General features: G+C 43.2%; 23 protein-coding genes. 11 read left to right on the top strand and 12 right to left on the bottom strand.

Annotated elements, in window-relative coordinates:
* Positions 1-79 precede the first annotated feature (79 nt).
* Together AAA942_RS16425 and AAA942_RS16420 are read left to right on the top strand one after the other, a co-directional pair.
* Positions 80-1588: a S10 family peptidase gene (locus AAA942_RS16425; protein ID WP_338221384.1), complete on the top strand. Its 1509-nt coding sequence runs from the start codon at positions 80-82 to the stop codon at positions 1586-1588.
* A gap of 2 nt (positions 1589-1590) precedes the next feature.
* A complete protein-coding gene (locus AAA942_RS16420) occupies positions 1591-2712 on the top strand; it encodes a serine hydrolase domain-containing protein (RefSeq protein WP_338221383.1) in 1122 nt (373 codons plus the stop codon).
* Here AAA942_RS16420 and AAA942_RS16415 read toward each other — a convergent pair whose 3' ends face one another.
* From AAA942_RS16415 to AAA942_RS16400, 4 genes are all read right to left on the bottom strand, one after another.
* Positions 2713-6063, bottom strand: coding sequence for a T9SS type A sorting domain-containing protein (locus AAA942_RS16415; protein WP_338221382.1), 3351 nt, complete (start codon positions 6061-6063; stop codon positions 2713-2715).
* Between the two features lie 194 nt (positions 6064-6257).
* The gene (locus AAA942_RS16410) at positions 6258-6635 is read right to left on the bottom strand and encodes a response regulator (RefSeq protein ID WP_338221381.1); all 378 of its coding nucleotides are present in this window, start codon (positions 6633-6635) and stop codon (positions 6258-6260) included.
* Positions 6636-6794: 159 nt separating this feature from the next.
* Entirely contained in the window at positions 6795-8423 is a 1629-nt protein-coding gene (gene groL / locus AAA942_RS16405; RefSeq protein WP_338221380.1) for a chaperonin GroEL, read from the bottom strand.
* 34 nt (positions 8424-8457) lie between these two features.
* Entirely contained in the window at positions 8458-8736 is a 279-nt protein-coding gene (locus AAA942_RS16400) for a co-chaperone GroES (protein WP_338221379.1), read from the bottom strand.
* Between the two features lie 226 nt (positions 8737-8962).
* Here AAA942_RS16400 and AAA942_RS16395 point away from each other — a divergent pair, with 226 nt between their 5' ends.
* Complete coding sequence (locus tag AAA942_RS16395; RefSeq protein WP_338221378.1) at positions 8963-9673, top strand: hypothetical protein; 711 nt, start codon at positions 8963-8965, stop codon at positions 9671-9673.
* Between the two features lie 10 nt (positions 9674-9683).
* Here the strand turns inward: AAA942_RS16395 and AAA942_RS16390 are convergent, their stop codons facing one another.
* From AAA942_RS16390 to miaB, 6 genes are all read right to left on the bottom strand, one after another.
* A complete protein-coding gene (locus AAA942_RS16390) occupies positions 9684-10640 on the bottom strand; it encodes a sterol desaturase family protein (protein ID WP_338221377.1) in 957 nt (318 codons plus the stop codon).
* Positions 10641-10800: 160 nt separating this feature from the next.
* Positions 10801-11154, bottom strand: coding sequence for a preprotein translocase subunit SecG (gene secG / locus AAA942_RS16385; protein WP_338221376.1), 354 nt, complete (start codon positions 11152-11154; stop codon positions 10801-10803).
* Positions 11155-11158: 4 nt separating this feature from the next.
* Positions 11159-11908, bottom strand: a complete 750-nt coding sequence (locus AAA942_RS16380; RefSeq protein ID WP_338221375.1) for a hypothetical protein — start codon at positions 11906-11908, stop codon at positions 11159-11161.
* Positions 11909-11937: 29 nt separating this feature from the next.
* Positions 11938-12471, bottom strand: a complete 534-nt coding sequence (gene lptE, locus AAA942_RS16375) for an LptE family protein (RefSeq protein WP_338221374.1) — start codon at positions 12469-12471, stop codon at positions 11938-11940.
* Positions 12458-13747, bottom strand: a complete 1290-nt coding sequence (locus AAA942_RS16370; protein WP_338221373.1) for a sigma-54 interaction domain-containing protein — start codon at positions 13745-13747, stop codon at positions 12458-12460. The genes lptE and AAA942_RS16370 overlap by 14 nt, the downstream gene beginning before the upstream one ends.
* Positions 13744-15219 (bottom strand): tRNA (N6-isopentenyl adenosine(37)-C2)-methylthiotransferase MiaB, encoded by a 1476-nt coding sequence (miaB, locus tag AAA942_RS16365; protein ID WP_338221372.1) that lies wholly within the window; start codon positions 15217-15219, stop codon positions 13744-13746. Before miaB ends, AAA942_RS16370 begins: the two co-directional genes overlap by 4 nt.
* 209 nt (positions 15220-15428) lie before the next feature.
* Between miaB and AAA942_RS16360 the strand changes: the two genes are divergently transcribed.
* On the top strand, positions 15429-15665 hold the full coding sequence (locus tag AAA942_RS16360; RefSeq protein ID WP_338221371.1) for a hypothetical protein: 237 nt from the start codon (positions 15429-15431) through the stop codon (positions 15663-15665).
* A 10-nt stretch (positions 15666-15675) separates the two neighbouring features.
* Entirely contained in the window at positions 15676-15888 is a 213-nt protein-coding gene (locus tag AAA942_RS16355) for a hypothetical protein (RefSeq protein ID WP_338221370.1), read from the top strand.
* A gap of 94 nt (positions 15889-15982) precedes the next feature.
* Here AAA942_RS16355 and dinB read toward each other — a convergent pair whose 3' ends face one another.
* Both dinB and AAA942_RS16345 read right to left on the bottom strand, forming a co-directional pair.
* Entirely contained in the window at positions 15983-17077 is a 1095-nt protein-coding gene (gene dinB, locus AAA942_RS16350; protein WP_338221369.1) for a DNA polymerase IV, read from the bottom strand.
* An 84-nt stretch (positions 17078-17161) separates the two neighbouring features.
* Positions 17162-17881 (bottom strand): YceI family protein, encoded by a 720-nt coding sequence (locus AAA942_RS16345; RefSeq protein ID WP_338221368.1) that lies wholly within the window; start codon positions 17879-17881, stop codon positions 17162-17164.
* Positions 17882-17999: 118 nt separating this feature from the next.
* Between AAA942_RS16345 and AAA942_RS16340 the strand changes: the two genes are divergently transcribed.
* From AAA942_RS16340 to AAA942_RS16315, 6 genes are all read left to right on the top strand, one after another.
* On the top strand, positions 18000-18521 hold the full coding sequence (locus tag AAA942_RS16340; RefSeq protein WP_338221367.1) for a gamma carbonic anhydrase family protein: 522 nt from the start codon (positions 18000-18002) through the stop codon (positions 18519-18521).
* A 353-nt stretch (positions 18522-18874) separates the two neighbouring features.
* Positions 18875-19231, top strand: a complete 357-nt coding sequence (locus AAA942_RS16335) for a hypothetical protein (protein WP_338221366.1) — start codon at positions 18875-18877, stop codon at positions 19229-19231.
* A 109-nt stretch (positions 19232-19340) separates the two neighbouring features.
* On the top strand, positions 19341-20054 hold the full coding sequence (locus AAA942_RS16330; protein ID WP_338221365.1) for an esterase: 714 nt from the start codon (positions 19341-19343) through the stop codon (positions 20052-20054).
* A 34-nt stretch (positions 20055-20088) separates the two neighbouring features.
* Positions 20089-21045 carry an ATP-grasp domain-containing protein gene (locus tag AAA942_RS16325; protein ID WP_338221364.1) on the top strand — a complete coding sequence of 319 codons (957 nt, stop codon included), beginning with the start codon at positions 20089-20091 and terminating at the stop codon, positions 21043-21045.
* Between the two features lie 12 nt (positions 21046-21057).
* Entirely contained in the window at positions 21058-22176 is a 1119-nt protein-coding gene (locus AAA942_RS16320) for a carboxylate-amine ligase (protein WP_338221363.1), read from the top strand.
* 39 nt (positions 22177-22215) lie between these two features.
* Positions 22216-23046, top strand: coding sequence for a type 1 glutamine amidotransferase (locus AAA942_RS16315; RefSeq protein ID WP_338221362.1), 831 nt, complete (start codon positions 22216-22218; stop codon positions 23044-23046).

Here is a 23046-nt window from a genome sequence, read left to right as displayed (position 1 = left end):
TAATATCTTGTTTTGGGATTGTTACCGAAACTGAATTAACTTGACTTAAACTTTGAAACAGAAAATAAATCTAACAGCCATGAAAATACGATTACTAGCGCTTTTTCTATTTATCTCTTTTGGCACCTATGCTCAGGAAGGATCTACTGAAAAACCTGTAGAAATGCCAAAAGCTCAGGTGTTTGAATCCAAGCAATCAGTGACAATAGATGGTAAAGTGGTCAATCTCAATGCCAAAGCCGGGACAATGGAGCTTAGGGATGAAAACAATGAACCGATCGCTCTTTTTGGATTTACTGCTTATTTCAAAGAAAATGGAGGCAAGGATAGACCCATCGTTTTTGCGTACAACGGTGGACCTGGATCTTCATCCTATTGGTTGCATATGGGCATCATGGGGCCTAAGCGGATCGTGGTAGATGATCCCAATTACAATCAGGGTGCACCTTACTCTTTGGTAAATAATGAATTTTCCATTTTGGATATTGCGGATGTGGTGATGATGGATCCAGTGGGCACAGGATTGAGTGTTCCGATCGGGAAAGCTACCGGAAAGGACTTTTGGGGGGTAGATCAGGATATCCGGTCCATCAGTCTGTTTATCATGCAGTTTTTGAAGTCCCATGATCGGCTCAACTCCCCAAAATATATCCTTGGTGAAAGCTATGGTACTTTCCGAAATGCGGGAGTGATGAATGACCTTTTAGGAAAAGGCTACGCGCTGAATGGGGTGATCATGGTTTCGGCCGTGTTCGATCTCAGAACCCTATTTTTTGCACCTAACGAAGACCTTCCCTACATCGTATATCTACCAACCATGGCTGCTACCAGCTGGTATCATAATAAAGTGGCCGAAAAGGGAACTGACTTGCCATCTTTTGTTCAAAAAGTAAGGGAGTTTACCGAAAATGAATACGCCCCGGCTTTATTCAAAGGGAACAGGATATCGGCTTCAGAGAAGTCAGCCATGGCTGCCAAACTACAAGGGCTAACAGGAATCAGCGCTGAGGTATGGGAAAGAGCCAACCTCAAGATCACTGCTGATGAATACTATCAGGAGTTACTTCGGAAAGATGGTCAGACCGTAGGCCGTTTGGACTCCCGCTACAAGGGTATCAATATCGACCCTATGGCCATGTCTGCATTCACTGATCCTCAGAGTGATGCTATTTCTCCGGCCTATACCATGGGCTTTTTGGATTATTACCATGGTAGCTTGGGAGTAAGTAAAGATTTGCTCTATGCCACTTCCGCTTATTCTAAGGAAGGCTTCCGATGGGATTGGAAGCATCAGGGGAATAATTTCTGGGGAGCCGATGCAGCTGTGACCACACTGCCTGATATGGCCGAAGCGCTGAGTAAGGATCCCTATGTTCAGGTTTTGATCATGAATGGATACTACGATCTTGCCACGGTCTTTCATGGAGTGGAGCATTCCATTTCCCGTATGGAATTGCCACAATCTGCTTTAGACAGGATCGTAATGACCTATTACGAAGCAGGACATATGATGTACACTCATCTGCCCTCTGCCAAGCTTTTCCGTGAGGACTTGAAAAAATTTATTGATAATACCCTCAGAAAATAAGAATGAGAAGTCTATCCTTTTCCAAGATCTATATTTCAAAAGCCCTCCTTTTTGGATGGGCTCTTTTTTCTTCTTCCTGTGTGGATGCTCAAAAAGCTAGAAACCAGGCTCCCTCCAATCTGTATTTTCCTCCTACAGAATCTTCTCTTTGGGAAAGTCAATCTCCAGAGGAATTAGGATGGGATAGGGGAGCTTTGGATGAATTTTTGGAATGGTTACCCACTCAGGAAACCCGGGCTTTGATCATTCTAAAGGATGGGAAAATAGTGGTGGAGGAATATTGGGGGAGTAAACTGACCGGTACCGGCGGAATGGATCAAAACTCCTTTTGGTATTGGGCTTCGGCTGGCAAAACCCTGACAGCTGCTTTGGTAGGCATAGCTCAGCAGGAAAAACTATTGAAAATCAGTGACCGGACTCAAAAGTACTTGGGAGAGGGCTGGACTTCCATGACTTCCTCTCAGGAGCGTGATATCAGGCTTGAGCATCATCTGACTTTTACCACTGGTATCAATGATAAAGTCAGCAATCTGGATGATACCTCCCCGTCTTCTTTTACTTTTCTGGCGAAGCCGGGTACTCGTTGGAGCTACCATAATGGTACTTATACCCTTTTGGAATCGGTGGTAGAAAAAGCCTCTGGAAAAAGCTATCAGTCCTATTTTGAAGAGAAATTGGGGAAAAGAATAGGGATGAAAGGCTTTTGGCAGCAGACTGGAGACAATAATGTTTTTTACTCTGATGCCCGCTCTTTTGCCCGTTTTGGCTTGTTACTTTTGGCTAAAGGCAATTGGAATGGGGAGCAAATCTGGTCCGGTTCGTACTTTGATCAGCTTTCCCAGAGCTCCCAAAACCTGAATTTAAGCTATGGATACCTTACTTGGCTCAATGGAAAGGCCTCTCATATGCTTCCTGGTACTCAGACCGTCATTCCAGGTTCACTGATCCCCTCAGGACCTGCAGATATGTATCAGGCTATGGGGAAAAACGGGCAGTTCTTGATGGTGATCCCTTCCCAAAATCTGGTGATTATTCGAATGGGGGGAGCTCCGGGAGACTTGCCTGTGCCGTTCTTTCTTATTCGTCAGATGTGGGATCAATTATCCCAAATCATACCCAATTGATTATTGGAGGATTAGCTTTTTGGTGATGATTTCTCTGGCTGAATACAGCTTAATAATATAGATTCCTTTGGGTAATCCGAAAAGGTCAAATTCTGCTCTTGAATTTCTAATGGCTTCCGATTGAAGAACGGATTGCCCGTTTAGATTCAAAATATCCACCTTCATTCCGTCGAGATTTAAGTTTTGGCTTTCCAGGTAAATCCTTCCCTGAGTGGGATTTGGGAATACTATGATCTCTATATTGGTGCTGTTTTCACCAAGAAGACTTACTGCTATAGTCTGATGTATTGTAGACAATCCGTCAAAGTCTACTTGAATCAAGCGATAAAAATTCCTGCCAAATTGAGGGTTGGTATCCACAAATCGATAGGATAGAGGCTCCAAAGAATCTCCCGCTCCCGGAATCAAGGCTATGGTTTCCCAGTTTTTTCCATCAAATGAACGCTCGAGAATAAAGTGAGAATTATTTTTCTCGGTGGCTGTTTTCCATTCGATGAGAATATCCCGATTTTCTGTTTGCTTCGCATTAAATGAAATCAATTCCACCGGTAAAACCCTGAATGAACTTCCGATTGAGAATTGCCCCAAATTGGAGGTGGTTCCAGCAGTAATGGTTCCGGACGTAGCATTTCCGCTGATCGATCCCCCCAAATCAGTCCAACTGCTTCCATTCCAAAAGATGCTGACCAATTCGGTATGGTCGATGATCGGAGAAGTGCGGGATACATCATAGGACAGGGTAATTCCTCTAGCTACAGAGCCTGAAGTCCTTTGAAGATCCCAATGCTCGGTTTGGTTCATAAGCCCTATTGTCGCATCTCGGGAGGTGGTATCAGTAGGAATATCTACAGGAGCAATTTGGAAATATTGGGCGGTGTAAATGTCCGTTCCTCCTCCGCCTCTAGCAGCCATACTCAACGGGGCAAAAAAGCCCCCATCTCCTACAGGAAAAGTAAATGCTTGATTTCCGATTTTTTCCACCGGTCCATCCACATGGCTTGCATTGGACATGCCGGAGGAAGTGGCTCCATTGTCGAAGGTCAGCAGGTTTGTACTTGAGCTGTTTACTATTCCGTTGGAAAAATCAGCAGACACATCTACCAGGAGGGGAACAGCCAATATGAGGGTTCCGGAAGTGTTCATTCTCAAACGCTCAACAATCGGAGAATTGACTGCATCACCCTGCCATTGCTGGGCTGTATTTCCGTTGATTTCTACTGTTCCGTTGTTTAGTCCAAAAATCAGTGACAGACTCGAACCAACAGTAGAAATGTTGCCTGCAAAGGTGTTCACATTGTTGAATGCAGGTTCGATGAATCCTGTGGAATTAGAAACAAAACTGGCATCGCCATTAAAGGTATCTCCGTTGTTTACAGCCAACCTAAATCTGGATCCGGAGTTGTTAATAAAATTCACGGTTCCAAAGGTATTTCCTCCAGCCCAATCATTACTTCCTCCGCCTGTTTTAGTAAAATTGGCTACACCTCCGGAGGTTGCGAAGTTGTTGGGTCCATTGGCTGCTATATTCAGTCCGGTAAAATTCCCATTCCTTGCGAAAGTATTTGATCCCTGAAAACTTATGTTTCCTGTGGTGGTCACCCCAAAATCACCCTGAAAGGAAGAGTTGATGGAATTAAATGTGCCTACTCCAAAATTCCCGTTGGGAGCATTCTGAATTTGAGTAAAGTTGTTGAACTCCAATAAGTTTCCGGTGGTAAATGAGGTCGTCACTATTCCCCCGGTAGTCAAAGTAGAAGTACCGCCTCCCTCTCCAAAGCGTACAGTTCCACCTGCGTTGGTATTATTGATGGTGATCTGTTGAGCAAAGGTATTCGTGCCGCGGAAGGCAATTCCCAAAATATTATTTCCATTATTGGTAAATGAAGAGGTGGAATTGAAAGTATCCCCTTGATTTTGTCCCAATCGAAGTCTGCTATTGGAATTATTGATTACTTCAAGATTTCCAAAAGTGTTTCCTCCATTCCAGTCATTATTTGTTCCTGAGGGACTTTTGGTAAACCTTGCCACTCCACCACTTGTGGCAAAATTGTTTCCTGCATTGGTCATTTGAATGCTGCCGGAAGTAAAGTTTCCGTTTCGGGCATAGGTGTTTGCCCCGTTAAAGTTGATCGTGGTGGCTGTCACTCCAAAATCACCCTGAAAGGATGAGTTGACTGAGGTAAAAGTTGTGACGGAAAAGTTTCCGTTTGGGACATTCTGGACCTGGGTAAAATTATTGAATTCCAAAAGGTTCCCCGTAGCAAACGAGCTGGTGACTACTCCTCCTGTACTCAAGGTGGAGGTCCCACCCCCTTCTCCAAATCTTACCTCACCTGCTGGATTGGTATTATTTATCTCAATTTGCTGTGCAAAAGTGTTTGTGCCGTTGAAAGCTATACCAAGAAAATTGGTGCCGTTATTCGTAAAAGAGGATGTCCTCAGAAAGGTGTCTCCTGTGGCATTAGCCAATCTAAATCTGTTGTTGGAGTTGTTGGTGAAACTGACTGTTCCAAAGGTATTGCCTCCCTGCCAATCGTCATTTCCATTTCCATTTTTCACAAAAGTGGTACTGCTACCTGCGGGAACACTGAATTGGTTGTTTCCGTCTGCATCGAGATTCCCTCCGGAGATAAAAGAATTGGTACCGTTGAATGTGTTATTTCCATTAAAAATCAGATCATCAGCCGAGGTGACAGAGAAGTTTCCGAGAAAGACAACATTGGTGACGGAGAAGTCATCTACTCCAAAGGAACCATTGGCTACATTCTGGACTTGGGTGAAATTTCTGATATCCAAGCTCCCAATTGAAAAAGAACCATTTAAAAGGCCACCGGAATTTAAAACCGAAGTTCCTCCTCCCAATCCAAAACTAAGTGTGTTGTTGTTGTTTAGACTTTCTAATGTGATAGATCCATTGAATTGATTATTCCCGTTGTATGCAATCTGTAAATTACCGGTTGAGCCTTTTATAAAACTTACAGTAGAATTGAAAGTGTCTCCATTGGTATTTGCCAGTCTTAATATGCTGTTGTCGTTATTTCTGATGGTCGTCGGTCCATTAAAAGTGTTTCCTCCTTCGGCAAAATCATTGTTGGATCCAGTTTTTATCAGAGTAATGGTTCCGTTAAAAACTGTATTCTGCAATTGAACAAAATCATTCACAGATATTGTCCCACTTGAAAGGGATCCACCTGTTGAACGGTAATTTCTGTTAACCCTAAGTTGAAAGCCTGCCAAATCGATGCTGCCTCCTGAGATGGTAAAATCCCTTACCGTGACATTTCCTGGAAGAATCGGTTGGTTCGGTGCCGCAGGGTTGGAAATGGTAACATCAGAACCAGCGCCAGGCACTACACCGGAGCTCCAATTGGACGCAGTATTCCAATTAGAGCTGGTAATACCTGTCCAAGTCTGTCCTTTGGATGTACCTATCCAAAGAAAGAGGATTAAAAGGGTTAAATAAGTTTTAATAGATCAGGGTGTGTTGACCTCTAAAGATAACCATTCCTGTAAAAAATTGTTTTTTTTTTATATGTTTTTATGCCTTATTTAAAAAAATCAATCAAAACTTCCAGATTTAGAGGTTTTTCCATAAAACCTTCCACAATACTGTATTCTTTGGCTTTTTGTCTGTCCTGAAAGTCAATTGAACTGGAAAGAATCAAGATTTTATCTTTTCTGTGAGGGAGGATGGACATGTATTTGTCCAAAAATTCCCAACCATTCATCACAGGCATATTGATGTCCAAAAGTACCAGAACCTTGTTTTCGAGGGGTTCAGCAGAAAGCATTTCCAAAGCATCATCTCCGCTCAAAAATTCAACGATTCGATCGGAAATCCCAACTTTTCCTAATAAACGCCTGTTGATCAGGTTGTTAATAGGGTCGTCATCCACTAAAAAGACAGAGTCAAAAAGGGGCATTCAAATTAATTCAGGCGATTGGTGTGTAAGTCGGTTCAAATTACAATTATTCCTGTGTCTTGGACAATGGCAATGCCTGTTTTTTGTCATTTTTTGTATCAACAAAAAAAAATGAGGCACCGAAAGGTGCCTCATTGGTACTATTAGGATAGGAATAGATTACATCATTCCGCCCATTCCTCCGCCTCCCATTGGTGGCATGGCTGGAGCGTCTTCTTTCACATCAGCTACTACACACTCGGTAGTGAGGAGAAGCGCTGCAATAGAAGCTGCATTTTCCAAAGCCAATCGGGTCACCTTGGTTGGGTCAATTACGCCTGCTTCGAAAAGATCTTCGTACTGATCTGTTCTGGCATTATAACCAAAGTTTCCTTTGTTTTCTCTGATCTTATTGATCACCACTGAAGGCTCCCCGCCGGCATTTGCCACGATAGTTCTTAATGGGGACTCGATGGCAGTTCTCACGATATTGATACCGGTATCCTGATCTTCGTTGCTGCCTTTCAGGCTGTCAAGTGCAGAAGCTGCTCTTACCAAAGCAACTCCACCACCTACAACTACACCTTCCTGTACTGCTGCACGGGTCGCATGCAAAGCATCATCCACTCGGTCTTTCTTTTCTTTCATCTCTACTTCGGTAGCTGCACCGATGTAAAGGATAGCTACACCACCGGAAAGCTTAGCCAGTCTTTCCTGCAGCTTTTCTCTGTCATAGTCAGAGGTAGTCTTTTCGATTTGAGCTTTGATCTCAGCAATTCTACCCTTGATCGCAGCTGCATCACCTGCACCGTTTACGATGGTGGTGTTGTCCTTGTCGATATTGATTTTCTCAGCTCTGCCAAGCATATCTGGAGTAGCATTTTCCAGTTTGAAACCTCTTTCTTCAGAGATTACAGTACCACCGGTCAGGATAGCGATGTCTTCTAACATTGCCTTTCTTCTGTCGCCAAATCCAGGAGCTTTTACTGCAGCTACCTTCAAGGCACCTCTGATTTTGTTCACTACCAAGGTAGCCAAAGCTTCTCCGTCTACATCTTCAGCGATGATCAACAAAGGCTTCCCAGACTGAGCTACCGGCTCCAATACAGGAAGCAATTCCTTCATGGAAGAGATCTTCTTGTCGTAGATCAAGATGAAAGGATGATCCAATTCAGCTTCCATTTTCTCGGTATTGGTCACGAAGTAAGGAGAAAGATATCCTCTGTCAAACTGCATACCTTCTACAGTTTTCACTTCAGTTTCGGTACCTTTTGCCTCTTCTACAGTGATGACACCGTCTTTTCCGACTTTGTCCATTGCATCAGCAATCATTTTACCGATTTCCTCATCATTATTTGCTGAGACGGTAGCTACTTGAGCGATTTCCTTGGAAGTAGAGATAGCTTTTGAGTTTTCTTTCAACTGAGCCACTACAGCAGCTACAGCCTTATCGATTCCTCTCTTTAGGTCCATTGGGTTGGCACCTGCAGCTACGTTTTTGATTCCTACATTGAAGATGGACTGAGCCAAAACAGTAGCAGTAGTAGTACCGTCACCTGCATTGTCGGCAGTTTTGGAAGCTACTTCTTTCACGAGCTGAGCACCCATGTTTTCGATTGGTTCGGCCAATTCGATTTCTTTAGCTACGGATACCCCGTCTTTTGTGATGGTAGGAGCACCGAATTTTTTGTCGATGATGACATTTCGGCCTTTAGGACCCAAAGTTACTTTTACTGCATCTGCCAATGCGTCTACGCCTTTTTTCAATTGATCGCGGGCGTTAGTATCGAAAAACAGTTGTTTAGCCATGATTCTTGATTTTTTCAGTTAATGGTGAAATAAATTAAAGGATTGCGAAAATGTCAGATTCTCTCATGATGAGGAAATCCTGACCTTCCACGTTGAGTTCAGTACCGGAATACTTTCCGTACAAAACAGTGTCTCCAACTTTTACAGTCAAGGGCTCATCTTTTTTACCGTTTCCTACAGCCACCACGGTACCTTTCTGAGGCTTTTCTTTCGCAGTGTCCGGGATATAAAGTCCGGATGCGGTCTTCTCTTCAGCTGCAGCCGGCTGCACTAGAACTCGGTCTGCAAGAGGTTTGATGTTCACTTTTGACATAGTATGTATTGTTTAAGGTTAGATTAAAATGCTATTCCCCTATATGCACTTCCTGTGCCAAGGGATTTTTTGGAATAAATGCTGACAAATCGACCGCAAACTTAGGATTGTACCTCAGTTCCCTACTGGAAAGGCAGACTTCTTTTCTGCCAAATTTTCTCTCAGCCATGAAAAAAATGTCAGAAATCCGTATTTTATGTCATACCATTACTACCTATTCCAAACCATGAAGACCTTACCAAAGAATTGGATCACCGAAGGACTGATCGATTTTGAGTACAAAAAGTACCAATTGCTGGCCTATTTGCAGGCCAATGAAAAAGAGTTTCAGGCAGTCAAAATCTATCCTGCATTGGGAGATTTGATTGATCATCACCGCACACTCACAGAAATCCAATCCGGAAAAACCGAATTGAGCAATCTATTCCCCAAAGCCCTGAGTGGGATTGATTTTCAAAAAGCACAGTTGCAATACGAAAAGAAAATCAATGATGGCAAAGTCATAGAGGAAATTGCTCAGATCACTGAGTTTGCTCTGCCTAAACTCAAAAACCAAATAGAAGAGGGAAAGGCAATTTATGACTTCGTGGAGGAGCAAGTCGAGTTTGAACCGGTGGGTATTCTACCCATTTATACCCGTGAGGGATATATTTTACTCACTCAAGAACGACAAAATGAGGTCCATGCTTTTCGCTACAAGTCCAACTTTCTACAGTTGGCAGGGGAGAAGTTTAGAAGCATTACCCTTTGGCTGGTGGGAGTATTTCAGAAATCTCTGGTCAATACTCTGGAAAAGATGAAACTGGAGCTCATCCGTGAAATCAAGGAGTTACCTAATCCTGCCACTTGGAGATTCCATAGTCAAAACTGTCTTCCGCTGGAGGAGACCCTTCTTCCGGTCGGCAAGCGGCTTTTGCTTAGAAGTGTATCCGAGTAGCCAAAATTGATTATTTCTCCATGATCAACTCCCGGTCCTTTTCTTTGGCGGAAAGGACATTTTTTTGCTCCATTTCCTGCAGTTCGGCTCTTTCTTTCATCTCCCTGTTTTTGATGATTTCATCCCCGGGTTTTCCAAAAAGAATTTGCCAAGCTTCTTTGAGACTTTTTGATTTGCTGAGATCAGAAAAAATGTCTCTCCATTCATGAAATACCAAATAGATGGGATTGTAGGAAGTCACCGGCTTGGTGATGCCATAAGTGGGTCTCTCCGCTTCAGGCATAAAGGTGCCAAACATCCGGTCCCAAATAATCAGGGTAGAGCCGTAGTTTTTGTCCAGATAGTGGGCATCACTCGCATGGTGAACTCGATGGTGAGAAGGAGTGGTGAAAATGTATTCAATGGCCGGGTGAAGTTTGGTAATGTACTCGGTATGGATCCAAAATTGATAAAGAACCGCAATCTGATGACAGATAAAGAACACAAAAGGGTCAAATCCCATCAGCATCACCGGAATAAAGAATACGATCTTGATATGCTGAGTCCAGCCCAACCGGAAAGAAACGGATAAATTGTATTTGCTGGAATTGTGATGGGTAATATGGGTGGCCCACCAAAAGCGCTGCTCATGGGCAATGCGGTGTGCCCAATACCGGGCAAAGTCAATTCCTATAAAACATAGTAAATAGGACCACCAAGTGGGTGGAATCTGAAAAGGAGAGATGTTGTAGCAAAAAATTGCTACCCCAAAAGTGAGCATTTTGATAGCTGCACTGATTCCCACATTGACCAAGCCAATGCTGGAAGCGGCAAGAAAATCTTTGGTATTGTAAGCGTCCCGTTTCTGATAAAGACTAATTCCCCATTCGATGAAGACCAACAAAAACATAATCGGGGCGGCCCATAAAATGACATTGGGCCAATTTTCCAGCTGTAAATCTTCCAGCCGGATAGGTTTCTCTAGCATATAATGTGTGATTTTGTATTTGGTGACTATTTGAAAAATAACACTAACTCCGCCTCTTTCCAATAAAAAACCGGAACTCTGTATTATTCTGAATTTTTAAGGTACAAAAAAAGTCTGCCTTTTCGGGGCAGACCTTAGAATTTTATTCAAATGGTGTATTTCAGTTCCCTGAGGTGGTATCCTCTTCAGTAGTAGGAGCAGGAAGTACACTTTCAGTTTCTCCAAATGCAGGAGCAACAACTTGCTGTTTCGCATTCTCAATATTTGGAGAAGAAAATTGGTTTGGCTGGCTGCTGGTATAGAAGGCAGAAGAAGCTAAGGAAAGAACCAAAATGGCAATAGCCAATACCCAAGTGGATTTTTCAAGGACATTTCCCGTACGGGTCACGCCCATGATTTGAGAAGCACTTCCACCGAATGCTGCACCTGCACCACCTTTGGAGTTCTGACCCAAAATGACCAAAATCAACAAAACGGCAAGTATAATGATGATGCTAATTAATAAAGTGAACATATTTTCAGTCTAATTTTTCTTTCAGGTTTTCAATCAAGTCCGCAAAGTAAGCCCTTTTCTCCGGAAACTTCAAACTCAATTTTTCATAAATTTCTACGGCTTTATCTTTTTTACCTTGTCTGATCAAGAGTTTGGCAAAGGATTCTGTAATCAAGCTTTCATCCAGTTTGGTACTGGCTTCAGCCAAATTCTCCGTGTTTTGATTGGCTTCAATTTCCTTGATTGTAGCCAGTTTGATGGATTTTTTGCTGAAAGCCTTGATCAGATCGATCTGTTCCTTGGTCTTATCGGCTACGATTTCCTTTTTCTCTTTTCTCTTGATGGTTTCGATCAACTCGTCTTTAGGAGGTTTTCTCTTTTTAACTTTAGGCTTATCCAGGGGAGGTGCTGGATTTCCTTTGAGCTGGTCTCCCAGTTTTTTGAGGGATTCTGTTCTTTGAATAGGATCACTGCTGCCGGCTTTTGGCTCTTCCGGTAGCAAATCCTCTTTGATTGCTGGAGTCTTTACATCCGATTTCTGGGAAGGCTTTTCCAACAATGCCTTCAGCCAAACCCTATCGGGACTGGTCAATGCTGCATGGCCTAAATGGGATGGAGTGAGTTCAGGGTTTTTCCCCAACTCATACCTGCAGGCGAGTACATGGCTGATTTGGAAGTAGGGGAAATTATCCTGAATTTTTCTCAATTGGAGATAATCGGACTTTTCCAGACGATCTGATTTTTGGATAAGGTCAAGAAACTGACTGGCATTCACAGATTTATCGCTTTTTTAATGTTTACAAATTACCAGTTGGCGACGGTGGCTGTAAATATATCCTGAATGATGATGTCGAATATTTCTTCTACCAACTGATTTTCTACGTCCAACAAGGTAACGCTTCTCGGGTCATAATCTTGGAAAAAAGTGAAGGTTCTTTTCAGATTTTCTTCCTCATTGGTCACGTTGATGTATTCCACATCCACATTGATGGTCAATCGCATTTGTCCTGCACGATCGGGAAGATTGGGGTCACCGCTGGATACAGCGTTTTGAGGAGTCAGGGTATATCTGCTGATGGCACCTGAAAACTGCAGATCTCCATTGGAGCGTATCAGTTCAAGTTGGGTGTTTCTCTGATAATATTCCTTCAGTGCTTCAGTAAAACGCTGCTCCATATTGGCAGGGCCCCCTCCGGAATCATTGAAAAAGTTGTCTACCGAAAAAGTCTTGACCAACTCGTAGTTGATATTGGTTCCGGTGAAGCTGTATTTGACCGAGCAGGAGGAAAACAGTAGGAATATCCATGCAATCCAGACAAGACTTTTATTCAATTTCATACTGTTTGATTTTACGGTAAAGAGTCCGTTCAGAGATCCCCAAATCTTGCGCAGCATACTTTCTTTTATTGTTATGCTTTTGCAAGGCCTTGATGATCATTTCTTTTTCCTTTTTCTCCAAAGAAAGAGAATTGTCGTCCTCTTCGTGAAGAATGTCCTCTATTACGTCATCCTCATATTCTACGTTGTCCAAAGAGGAATTTTTTTGAGTCTCCAACACCAGAGGAACAGAATAAGGGGATGGACTTTCTACAGTTTCAGCTTTGCTTATGCCACTTTCCAAATCCTCGAAAAGACCCTGATGCTTTTGCATGATGGAGGAATTTAGGCCCCCGCTTTGGAAAGAATCCAGAACCAGCTTTTTGAGCTCGTTCATGTCCTTTTTCATATCAAAAAGTACCTTATACAATATATCTCTTTCAGAAAAATCACTGCTCTCCGAACCTCCTCCAGGACCGGGCAAGGTCATTGGCAATCGACTTCCCTCCTGGGGAAGGTAACGTGAGAGAGTTTGGGCATCCACTTCCCTTTCCTGTTCTAAAAGGGAGATTTGCTCGGCAATATTTTTCAGCTGACGGATATTTCCAGGGAAAGGATAGCGCATCAGCACCTGCTGAGCGGCAGGATCTAGGGAAATGGGCTTTACACGGTATTTTTCTGAGAAATCTGAAGTAAACTTTCTGAAAAGCAGGACCACATCTTCTCCTCTTTCTCTCAAGGGTGGGACAAAAATCGGAACTGTGTTCAATCGATAATAGAGATCTTCCCGGAACTTTCCTTTTTCCACTGCCTTGAGCAAGTTGACATTGGTAGCGGTGATTACCCGGACATTGGTCTTCTGTACTTTGGAAGAACCCACACGGATAAATTCCCCATTTTCCAAAACCCGCAACAGGCGGGCCTGCGTGCCCAGAGGCATTTCACCGATTTCATCCAAGAAAATGGTTCCTCCATCCGTTACTTCAAAGTAGCCCTTTCTGGCTTCATGAGCTCCTGTAAAGGAGCCTTTTTCATGTCCGAAAAGCTCAGAATCGATCGTGCCTTCTGGGATTGCTCCGCAGTTGATTGCAATGAATTTACCGTGCTTTCTGAGGGAAAGGGAATGGATGATTTTGGAAAAACTCTCCTTTCCGGATCCACTTTCACCCGTGATCAGCACAGTCATATCGGTAGGGGCAGCCTGCATTGCTACCTGAATGGCATGGTTCAGAAGGGGGCTGTTTCCGATGATGCCAAAGCGCTGCTTGACACTGTGGATTTCCTGTGGAGTGATCATGCCAATGCAGGATTAATTTCCAACACTTCTCCAAAGAGGGTAGCAGCCGAGCAATCCTTAATTTTCACTTTGACGTAATCCCCAAGTTTCAAGCCAGCGGATGGGACGATTACTACTTTATTTGCAGAGTTTCGTCCCTTCAATTCTTCGGAGGATTTTTTGGAAGTACCTTCGATCAGGATGAGCTGCTCTTTGCCCAGATCCAATTGATTTCTTTCTAGGGAAAGTTGATTTTGCTTTTCTATAATCTCCGCCAATCTGCGCTTTTTCACTTCCAAAGGAATGTCGTCTTCAAACTTTTTGGCAGCCAGAGTTCCCGGACGTTCGGAATAGAAAAACATGTAAGAAAAGTCGTATTTCACAATATCCATCAAGCTGAGGGTATCCTGATGTTCCTCTTCAGTCTCGGTGCAGAATCCGGCAATCATATCGGAGGAAATGCCGCATTCTTCACCCAAAATTTCCCGGATAGCTTTCACTCGGTCCAGGTACCATTCCCTGTCATAGGTTCGGTTCATCAATTCCAAAACCCGGGAATTGCCGGACTGTACGGGGAGATGAATATACTTGCAGATGTTGTCGTACTTCTTCATGGTGTGAAGTACCTCATCTGTGATGTCTTTTGGATGGGAAGTGGAAAATCGGACTCTGAGCAAAGGACTGACTTGAGCTACCATTTCCAGGAGATGGGCAAAATTGACCACCTGAGTGACTTCACCTTCCTTCTTGTTGAGTCTGGCCTTGTTGTTTTCCTCTGGAGACCATTTATAAGAGTCTACATTTTGACCCAAAAGGGTGACCTCCCGGTATCCCTTGGAAAACAAATCCCGAGCCTCTGCCACGATGGAGTGCGGGTCACGGCTTCTTTCCCGACCTCGGGTAAATGGCACCACGCAGAAGGAGCACATATTGTCGCAGCCCCGCATGATGGAGATAAATGCAGTGACTCCGTTGGAATTTAAGCGAACAGGAGCGATGTCTGCATAGGTTTCTTCTCTGGAAAGGAAGGTATTGACACCTTTTCTTCCGTCTTCTGCTGCATTGACCAAGTTGGGAAGGTCTCTGTAAGCATCAGGTCCTACGACCACGTCCACGATTTTCTCCTCTTCCAGCAATTTTTCTTTCAATCGCTCCGCCATGCACCCCAAGACTCCGATGGTCATCTCGGGTTTGTGTTTTTTGACGGAATTGAAGTGGTTGAGTCGGTTTCGGACGGTTTGTTCGGCTTTTTCACGGATAGAGCAGGTATTCAAAAAGACCACATCGGCCTGATTGAAGTCAGATGTGGTGTCGAAGCCGTTTTCCTTCATGATCGAAGCGACGATCTCCGAATCGGAGAAGTTCATCTGGCAACCGTAGCTTTCGATGTAGAGTTTTTTGGTTTTGCCGGTATTTTCGTCAGTGGTGGTTTTGTAGTCCACCGCCTGAGCCTCTTCGCCGGTAAGGATATCAATATCTTTGATCAGATTCATGGGATAGTTTTCGCTTTTTGAGCTCGGTCAGAAGTGATTCCAACCGATTTGGGTTTAATCAGGTTGCGAAATTACGAAAATGCGGACAAAATGGCAGGCTTTACAAATGTTAATTATTTGTACTTTCAAAAATACTTTTGCCGAAATTAGGAGTCAGTTGAAACTCCATCTCAATTAGAAATCGTTATTTTAAGAAAAAAGTGAGTGCTATGGAAAATTCAGTTTTAAAGGAAAAGCTTCATCAAGTCATTGAAAACGGAGATGAACGGCTTTTGGAATTGCTTTATGAAGTTGTAAAAGATTTTGATAAGCAAGAGATCATTTTTCCAGGCGAGCCTTTTTCATCCTCTCAGTTAATTCAAAGAATTATGTTGGCAAAGGCAAGGGTAGACAAGGGGGAATTCATCTCCATGAAGGAATTAGAAAAAGAATCAGAAAATTGGTAGTGTCTAAAAAATGAAAATCAAACGGGATACCAAGGCCGCAGATTCTCTAAAGACGATTTATGATTTTTATAAAAATACCGCTTCAATTGCTGTGGCAATTAAAGTAAAAACCAAAATATTAAAGGAGGTAAAGGATATTGTACATTTTCCTCAAAAACTCCCCAAAGAACCTAATTTGAAAGAGCTCAATGGGGATTTTAGATTTAAATTGGTTTGGAGTTAAAAGATAATTTTTGAGCTGAGAGATCAGGAAATTTTAATATTGGATATTTTTCATATGAGTAGAAATCAAAAAGACATTAAATGGGAAGATTGATTTATAAGTCGAAAGGTATCCTCAGCTGCTCCCCAAAGTGAACCTGTTCCTCGGTGATATTGAGATTGGAAATTCCCAAGCCGAGCAGACGGACGGGTTTGGGGATATCCTCCTGTCGCAGCAGTTCCAATCCTATCTGCCAAATCATTTCTTTTTCCGGGTATTGTTCCAGGGTTTTGCTTCTGGTCTGGAGGGTGAAATCTGAGTATTTGAGCTTGAGGGTGACTGTACGGCCTTTGATTCCGCTTTTTTCTATTCTTCGGATGACCTCTTCAAAAATAGGCCGGAGGTTTTCTTCCATTTCTGCCAGAGTAATCAGATCTTTTTCGAAGGTATTTTCGGCACTCAGACTTTTCCTCACCCGATGTGGCTGTACTTCCGAAAGGTGAATACCGCGGACGTTATTGAAGTAATGCAATCCGGATTTTCCGAATTTTTTGGTCAAAAACTGTAGGGAATACTCCTTGAGATCTTTTCCGGTATGGATTCCCAGTTTTTGCATTTTCTCTGCGGTGACTTTTCCGATTCCAAAGAATTTTCCGATGGGAAGCTTTTCCAGAAAATCCTCTGCCTCCTCTGGCAGGATGACTGCCTGACCGTTGGGTTTGTTGAGGTCAGAGGCGGTTTTTGCTAGGAATTTGTTGTAAGAAACACCTGCTGAAGCATTTAGGCCGGTTTTTTCTTTGATCTTCTCGCGGATTTGTCTGGCAATAAGGATAGCAGATTTGAGCCCTTTTTTATTTTCGGTCACATCCAGAAAAGCTTCATCCAAGGAAAGTGGCTCCACCAAATCCGTGTATTCAAAAAAGATCTCCCGAATCTGATGGGAAATCTCCCTATAGCGGTCAAAACGATGGGGTGCAAAAATAAGATGAGGGCACTTTTTAGCCGCTAGGGCAGAGGACATGGCGGAATGTATTCCGTATTTTCTGGCCTCGTAGCTTGCTGCAGCTACCACTCCTCGTGCTTCGTTTCCGCCTACTACCAAAGGTTTCCCTCTCCATTCGGGATGGTCGAGCTGCTCCACTGAGGCATAGAAAGCATCCATGTCCACATGGATGATTTTTCGTACCGGAAGTTTTTCGGATTCAGACATTCCTTGATGAGCAGTTTGGGGAATAGACAAAAAAAAGAGGAATTCCGAAGAATCCCTCTTTTCGAATCATTGAGGTAGTTAAAATTAATTTGCGGTCACATTCAGTTCCAAAGAAACTGTGTTGTAGATGAATTGATCTTTTGCTTTGTCCACAGCAGAAGCTTCGTCGCCGTAGGACAATCCCCAAGCCGTTCTGTCGATATTGAAACCGGCAACTGCAGTCACAGTACCGTTTTCGATAGTCACTGAAGCAGGGAATTTGATGTTTTTGGTGGTACCTCTCATGGTCAGGTTACCGCTGATCCAATGAGTTGGGTTTGCAGGAGATAGCTCTGATTCTGCCTTTGGGGTGTTGTCAGTAGCAAATTGCTCAGTATCTGCAATCACGTCACCTGCTGTGAAGGGCTCAGCTCCTGTGATTTCAAATGTTGCAGTAGGGTGGTTTGCTGCGTCAAAGAAGTCAGCAGACTGAAGATGTCCCCAAAGTTTACCGTAGTTTTCAGAACCTTCTTCCAAGTCTTCGATTTTCAAACCTGTAATGTCAAAAGTGAAAGAACCTCCGGTGATTTGATCTCCGCTCACGGTAAGGGTACCTGAAGTAGCAGGAATTTTGCCAAAATGCTGTCCGGCAGGCTTGTAACCTCTCCAAGAGATTGTAGAGGTTGGAGCCAAGGTAAGCGTAGTACCCGTTGCTTCTGCTACTTCCTGAGCTTCAGAGGTTTCTACTGTTTCAGATGGTTTGCTGCAGGCGAAGGTGATCATTGCTGCGGCAAGGAAAAGACCGATTTGCTTTGTGATTTTCATAGTTGATTTTTATAAATGGAGTTGCAAATTTATATGTATATACACGAAACTCAAAATCAAAAAAAAAGTTCAGGTTGATTTTATTTTTTTATTTCCTTCGGGAAAAAATGAAAAAACAATGGCTTTGATCATGGAAGTGCGCGGCAAAAAGCCGGAAATGGGAAAGGAATGCTGGCTGGCACCCAATGCCACACTAGTTGGGGATGTAGTCATTGGAGACAGGTGTACGGTTTGGTTTAACGCGGTCATTCGGGGTGATGTCCATGAAATCCGGATAGGAAATGATACTAATATCCAAGATGGAGCAGTCATCCATTGCACCTATCAAAAAGCACCAACTTATATAGGAGATCAGGTATCTATCGCCCATAATGCCATCGTTCATGGATGTACAATTCACGATCGTGTTCTTATCGGAATGGGAGCGATTGTGATGGATGGAGCTGTAATTCATTCAGATTCAGTGATTGCTGCAGGTGCTGTGGTCCTAGCTGGCACGGTAGTGGAGTCTGGGTCCATTTATGCCGGTACTCCTGCCAAAAAAGTAAAAGAAATCGGAGATAATATGAGGGAGGTAATTCTCAGGACTGCCAAAAACTATCCCATGTACTCGAAATGGTTTGAGGAAGGAAATAAATAATTGAGGCAATCTTCTTTATTAGACAGTCATTTCGGCCACGTTTGGGTTTGGAATCAGGGTTTTCAAATTCTTTTTTTTGTAGGTAATGATTTCTTTTTTGCTTGGTGAATGACTAAGAAAAAATTAATATTAATTTCTTGGTTCTTAAGTTGGATTTCTCTTATTTTATTTCGCTTAATCCCCAGCAAATGAAATCCTTAATACAAACCTGTTCCCAAACAAGGTATCTTGTTCTTTTGGGTGCTCTTTTGGTAGGCTTCAATATTTTGCTAGCTCAATTTATGCCCAAGGAGCATGCTTTGGACTTGAAGTTTGCCTATAGCCCCACGGAAGCTTATGACTCTATTTCTAATTTGGAAGAAAAAGATAGAGTCCAATATGGATGGGCAATTCTCTTTTTTGATATGCCCTATTTGATGGCCTATGCTTGTTTTTTTTCAGGCCTTTTATTCCGCTTAAAGACAAATCAGAGAAATTTAGCAATCCCTTTTTTGGTAGCCCTTTTCGATTTTTTTGAAAACTCTGCGATTCTTCACCTTCTTAGCATTTTTCCAGAGGAAGGTAAATTGACAGCTATCCTAGCGTCTATTTCAAGCACTGCTAAATGGATTTTGGTAATTGTTCTTTTGATTTTGGTCTTCCTGGGATTTTTTAAAGTGCTGTTAGCAAAGAAAAATGATCTTGGATCAACGATCAAAGCCAAAATTTAATTTCAAATCAGCCCAAGCTTCATGGCAATCTCTTTTGTTTATCCCAATTTTTGATTAGTATTTCGAATCGGTTAAGGGACAGGCCAGATCGATTAGTTTCAAAAATTGTATGAAAGAAGAATATTTTAAATGGTACTCTCCCTATGTCAACCGTGACGTTGAGATGCTGGTTTTTGGGCATGCAGGCTATCCTGTGATTCTATTTCCCACATCCATGGGTTCGTTTCATGAAAACCGGGATATGGGCCTCATTGGGTCTGCTCATTGGTTTATAGAGCAGGGTTTGGTTCAGATCTTTTGTCCGGATAGCAATGACAAACAAAGCTTCTACAACAAGGGAGTTCATCCTCATCAGCGAATCCAAAATCATGTGGGCTATGACAAAATGATTTGTCATGACATCGTGGAAAGAGTTCGCCTTAATACCTCCATGGCAAAAGTTGCAGTGGCAGGGTGCAGTTTTGGCGGATATCATGCTGCCAATTTCGCCTTCAGGCATCCAGGCTACGTCAGTCACATGTTCAGCATGAGCGGGGCATTTGATATCCGAAACTTTATGGATAGATACAATCATGACGACATTTTCTACAATAGCCCGCTGGAATATCTTCCTGGACTTCAGGATTATGAGCTATGGAACATGGGGATCATCTTGGGCACTTCCAATTGGGACATTTGTTTTGATGCCAATCTGAAGCTTCATGAGGCCTTGAAGCAAAAAAATGTCAATCACTGGCTGGATGTGAGACAAGACAAGCAGCATGATTGGCCAGTTTGGAAGGAAATGTTTCCTCACTACTTATCCACTATCAAATTTGATTAACTTAATTCTTTACCACTACTAACTAAGCGAAAACATGAAGAAAATCGGGATACTTTTCGGAATGGAAGATACCTTTCCCCAGGCATTTGTTCAGCGAGTCAATGAAAAAGCGGAAAAAGGGATCATAGCCGAACCGGTTCGAATCGACAAAGTCATTCAAAATGAACTGACAGAATATGCAGTAATCATTGACCGGATCTCTCAGGATGTTCCTTTCTACAGGGCATATCTGAAAAATGCCGCTCTTACCGGGACAGCCGTAATCAACAACCCTTTTTGGTGGAGTGCAGATGACAAATTTTTTAACAACTGTCTGGCAGACCAATTGGGAGTTCCTCTTCCAAAGACCGTGATTTTGCCCTCAGCCGAGCATCCTACGGATACCACAAGCAAGTCATTCCGAAACCTTGCAGCGCCTTTGGACTGGGAGGGGATTTTCAGCTATATCGGTTTCCCTGCCTATATGAAGCCCTATGCCGGAGGAGGTTGGAAAAATGTCTACCGACTGGAAAACAAGGAGGAGTTTTTTCAGAAACATCCTGAAACCGGACAATTGGTGATGCTCCTGCAGGAAGAGATCGTTTTTGATGAGTACTTCCGGGTTTACTGTCTTGGAGGCAAAGCAGTCCGAATCATGGAATATGAGCCTCGAAACCCACACCACCTTCGCTATGTAGTCGACAAAGCTCCGGCTTCGAAAAAACTATTGAGTACAGTGAAGGATTATACCATCCGACTTTGCCAGGGTTTGGGCTATGACTTCAATACGGTGGAATTTGCCGTGAGGGACGGTATTCCTTATGCCATTGATTTTGGCAATCCTGCACCCGATGCAGATGTCAACTCGGTGGGCCAAGCCAATTTTGACTGGGTGGTAGAAGAGGCTGCAAAAATGGCCATTGCTTATGCCAAGGCTCAAAAGCCAGGTAAGATGAATCTGACTTGGGGCACTTTTATGAAAAATTCGGTGGAATCAGCCAAGAGATTTTAACTCCCGCTGCTTATGGCAACTTCAATAAAAAAGCTTCCCAAGTTTACTTTGGGAGTCGAAGAAGAATACATGATTTTGGATCCCAAAACCCGGGATCTTCGCTCTCATATGTCCAAAATCGTAGATGGAGGCAAAATCACCCTAAGAGAGCAGGTAAAGGCCGAGATGCACCAGTCTGTGGTGGAAGTGGGAACCAACATTTGCCAGAATGTGCAGGAAGCACGGAAAGAGGTCGCTTTTCTCCGAAATAAGATCTCCGAACTTGCTACTGCGCAGGGATTGGTGGTGGGTGCTTCGAGTACCCATCCCTTTGCCAAATGGCAGGATCAGGAGATCACCGACGACCCGAGATATCATAATATAGTCAATGAGCTCAAGGACATTGCACGTTCCAATCTGATTTTTGGACTTCATGTGCATGTAGGGATAGAAAGCCGCGACATTGCCTTGCAGTTGATGAATCAGGCTTGTTATTTCCTGCCTCATATCTATGCACTTACGACCAATTCTCCTTTTTGGGAAGGCAGAAATACCGGTTTCAAAGCCTTTAGAGCCAAGGTTTTTGCCAAATTTCCCCGAACTGGCTTACCTGAATATTTCGATTCGGTTCAGGCCTATGACAATTTCCTGGAGATTCTGGTCAAGACCAATTGCATAGACAATCCCAAAAAGATATGGTGGGATCTTCGCATGCATCCTTTCTTCAGTACGATTGAGTTTAGAATCTGCGATATGTGTCTGACCGTGGATGAGACCATCTGTGTCGTTGCGATCATTCAGGCCGTGGTAGCCAAATTGTATAAGCTACTGATGAGCAATACCTCTTTCAATATTTACCGCATTGCTCTCATTAGAGAGAATAAATTCCGGGCTGCCCGAAATGGCATCGAAGGCCTTCTGATAGACTTTGGGAAAAAGACAGAAGTGCCTACACGAGAGCTGATTATGGAATTGCTGGATTTTATCGATGATGTGGTGGATGAACTGGGCAGCAGGGAAGAAGTCAACTATGTTCACAAAATTCTCGAAAGAGGAACGGGTGCCGATCAGCAATTGGCTGTTTTCGAGAAAACAGGAAGTCTTGAAGCGGTAGTCGATTTTATTACCTCCAAGTTTACGGAGGGGATTTAAGGGATTCCGTAGCTTTGGGTCGAAACTAATCCAATCAACGTGGGAAAGAGAAAAGTACAGCTGGCAATTCTGGATATGTATGACGGAGAGCCCAATCAGGGCATGCGCTGTATCCATGATATCTTGTCAAGGTTTTCGGAGCAGATTTCCTGGAGAGAATTTGATGTAAGAGGAAAAGCTCAACTTCCAGATATTCAGGATTTTGACTTGTTTATTTCCACAGGAGGTCCCGGAAATCCCTTGGAGGGAAATGGAGATTGGGATTTGAAATATTATGATTTTCTGGATCAAATCTGGATTTGGAATCAGAATCATTCCCGAAAGAAGCATCTTTTGCTTATCTGTCATTCTTTTCAGATGGCTTGCAAGCATTTTGGCTTGGGGGAAATCACCAAAAGAAAATCCACCTCCTTTGGCGTCATGACTGTCCACAAGACCCAAGAGGGCATGAAAGATCCCATTTTCCAGAATCTCGCCAACCCTTTTTGGGCGGTCGATTCCAGAGATTATCAGGTAGTGCAGCCTGATGCCAAGAAATTCAAAACTCTTGGGGCTAAAATCATCGCACTGGAAAAAATCCGAAATCATGTGGAATACGAGCGGGCGATTATGTCTATTCGATTTACAGACGAGATCGTGGGTACTCAATTCCATCCTGAGGCGGATGCCCTGAGCTTTATGGAGCATCTGAAAAAACCCATCGTGCGTGAAAAAATCATTGAGCTAAAGGGCAAGGCCAAATTCCGAACCATGCTTGAAGATTTGGTGGATGAGAATAAAATCTATAAAACCAACGAAACGCTTATCCCCAATTTTCTGGAACAGGCGCTCCAAAAGATCAAACTCTCCAAAACACCCTCTTTGACCTGA

The sequence above is a fragment of the Algoriphagus sp. oki45 genome (genome assembly GCF_036245605.1).
Classification (GTDB): domain Bacteria; phylum Bacteroidota; class Bacteroidia; order Cytophagales; family Cyclobacteriaceae; genus Algoriphagus.
The sequence above is the reverse complement of the archived record's forward strand: the minus strand, read 5'-3'. Positions and strand labels throughout refer to the sequence as shown.

Excerpts from the sequence above, each read along its gene's own strand:
- secG (WP_338221376.1), bottom strand. The coding sequence starts at position 11,154 with ATGTTCACTTTATTAATTAGCATCATCATTATACTTGCCGTTTTGTTG.
- AAA942_RS16395 (WP_338221378.1), top strand. The coding sequence starts at position 8,963 with ATGAAGACCTTACCAAAGAATTGGATCACCGAAGGACTGATCGATTTT.
- AAA942_RS16320 (WP_338221363.1), top strand. The coding sequence starts at position 21,058 with ATGGCAACTTCAATAAAAAAGCTTCCCAAGTTTACTTTGGGAGTCGAA.
- AAA942_RS16400 (WP_338221379.1), bottom strand. The coding sequence starts at position 8,736 with ATGTCAAAAGTGAACATCAAACCTCTTGCAGACCGAGTTCTAGTGCAG.
- AAA942_RS16330 (WP_338221365.1), top strand. The coding sequence starts at position 19,341 with ATGAAAGAAGAATATTTTAAATGGTACTCTCCCTATGTCAACCGTGAC.
- lptE (WP_338221374.1), bottom strand. The coding sequence starts at position 12,471 with ATGAAATTGAATAAAAGTCTTGTCTGGATTGCATGGATATTCCTACTG.
- AAA942_RS16370 (WP_338221373.1), bottom strand. The coding sequence starts at position 13,747 with ATGATCACTCCACAGGAAATCCACAGTGTCAAGCAGCGCTTTGGCATC.
- miaB (WP_338221372.1), bottom strand. The coding sequence starts at position 15,219 with ATGAATCTGATCAAAGATATTGATATCCTTACCGGCGAAGAGGCTCAG.
- AAA942_RS16345 (WP_338221368.1), bottom strand. The coding sequence starts at position 17,881 with ATGAAAATCACAAAGCAAATCGGTCTTTTCCTTGCCGCAGCAATGATC.
- dinB (WP_338221369.1), bottom strand. The coding sequence starts at position 17,077 with ATGTCTGAATCCGAAAAACTTCCGGTACGAAAAATCATCCATGTGGAC.
- groL (WP_338221380.1), bottom strand. The coding sequence starts at position 8,423 with ATGGCTAAACAACTGTTTTTCGATACTAACGCCCGCGATCAATTGAAA.
- AAA942_RS16390 (WP_338221377.1), bottom strand. The coding sequence starts at position 10,640 with ATGCTAGAGAAACCTATCCGGCTGGAAGATTTACAGCTGGAAAATTGG.
- AAA942_RS16425 (WP_338221384.1), top strand. The coding sequence starts at position 80 with ATGAAAATACGATTACTAGCGCTTTTTCTATTTATCTCTTTTGGCACC.
- AAA942_RS16360 (WP_338221371.1), top strand. The coding sequence starts at position 15,429 with ATGGAAAATTCAGTTTTAAAGGAAAAGCTTCATCAAGTCATTGAAAAC.
- AAA942_RS16355 (WP_338221370.1), top strand. The coding sequence starts at position 15,676 with ATGAAAATCAAACGGGATACCAAGGCCGCAGATTCTCTAAAGACGATT.
- AAA942_RS16420 (WP_338221383.1), top strand. The coding sequence starts at position 1,591 with ATGAGAAGTCTATCCTTTTCCAAGATCTATATTTCAAAAGCCCTCCTT.
- AAA942_RS16325 (WP_338221364.1), top strand. The coding sequence starts at position 20,089 with ATGAAGAAAATCGGGATACTTTTCGGAATGGAAGATACCTTTCCCCAG.
- AAA942_RS16410 (WP_338221381.1), bottom strand. The coding sequence starts at position 6,635 with ATGCCCCTTTTTGACTCTGTCTTTTTAGTGGATGACGACCCTATTAAC.
- AAA942_RS16340 (WP_338221367.1), top strand. The coding sequence starts at position 18,000 with ATGGCTTTGATCATGGAAGTGCGCGGCAAAAAGCCGGAAATGGGAAAG.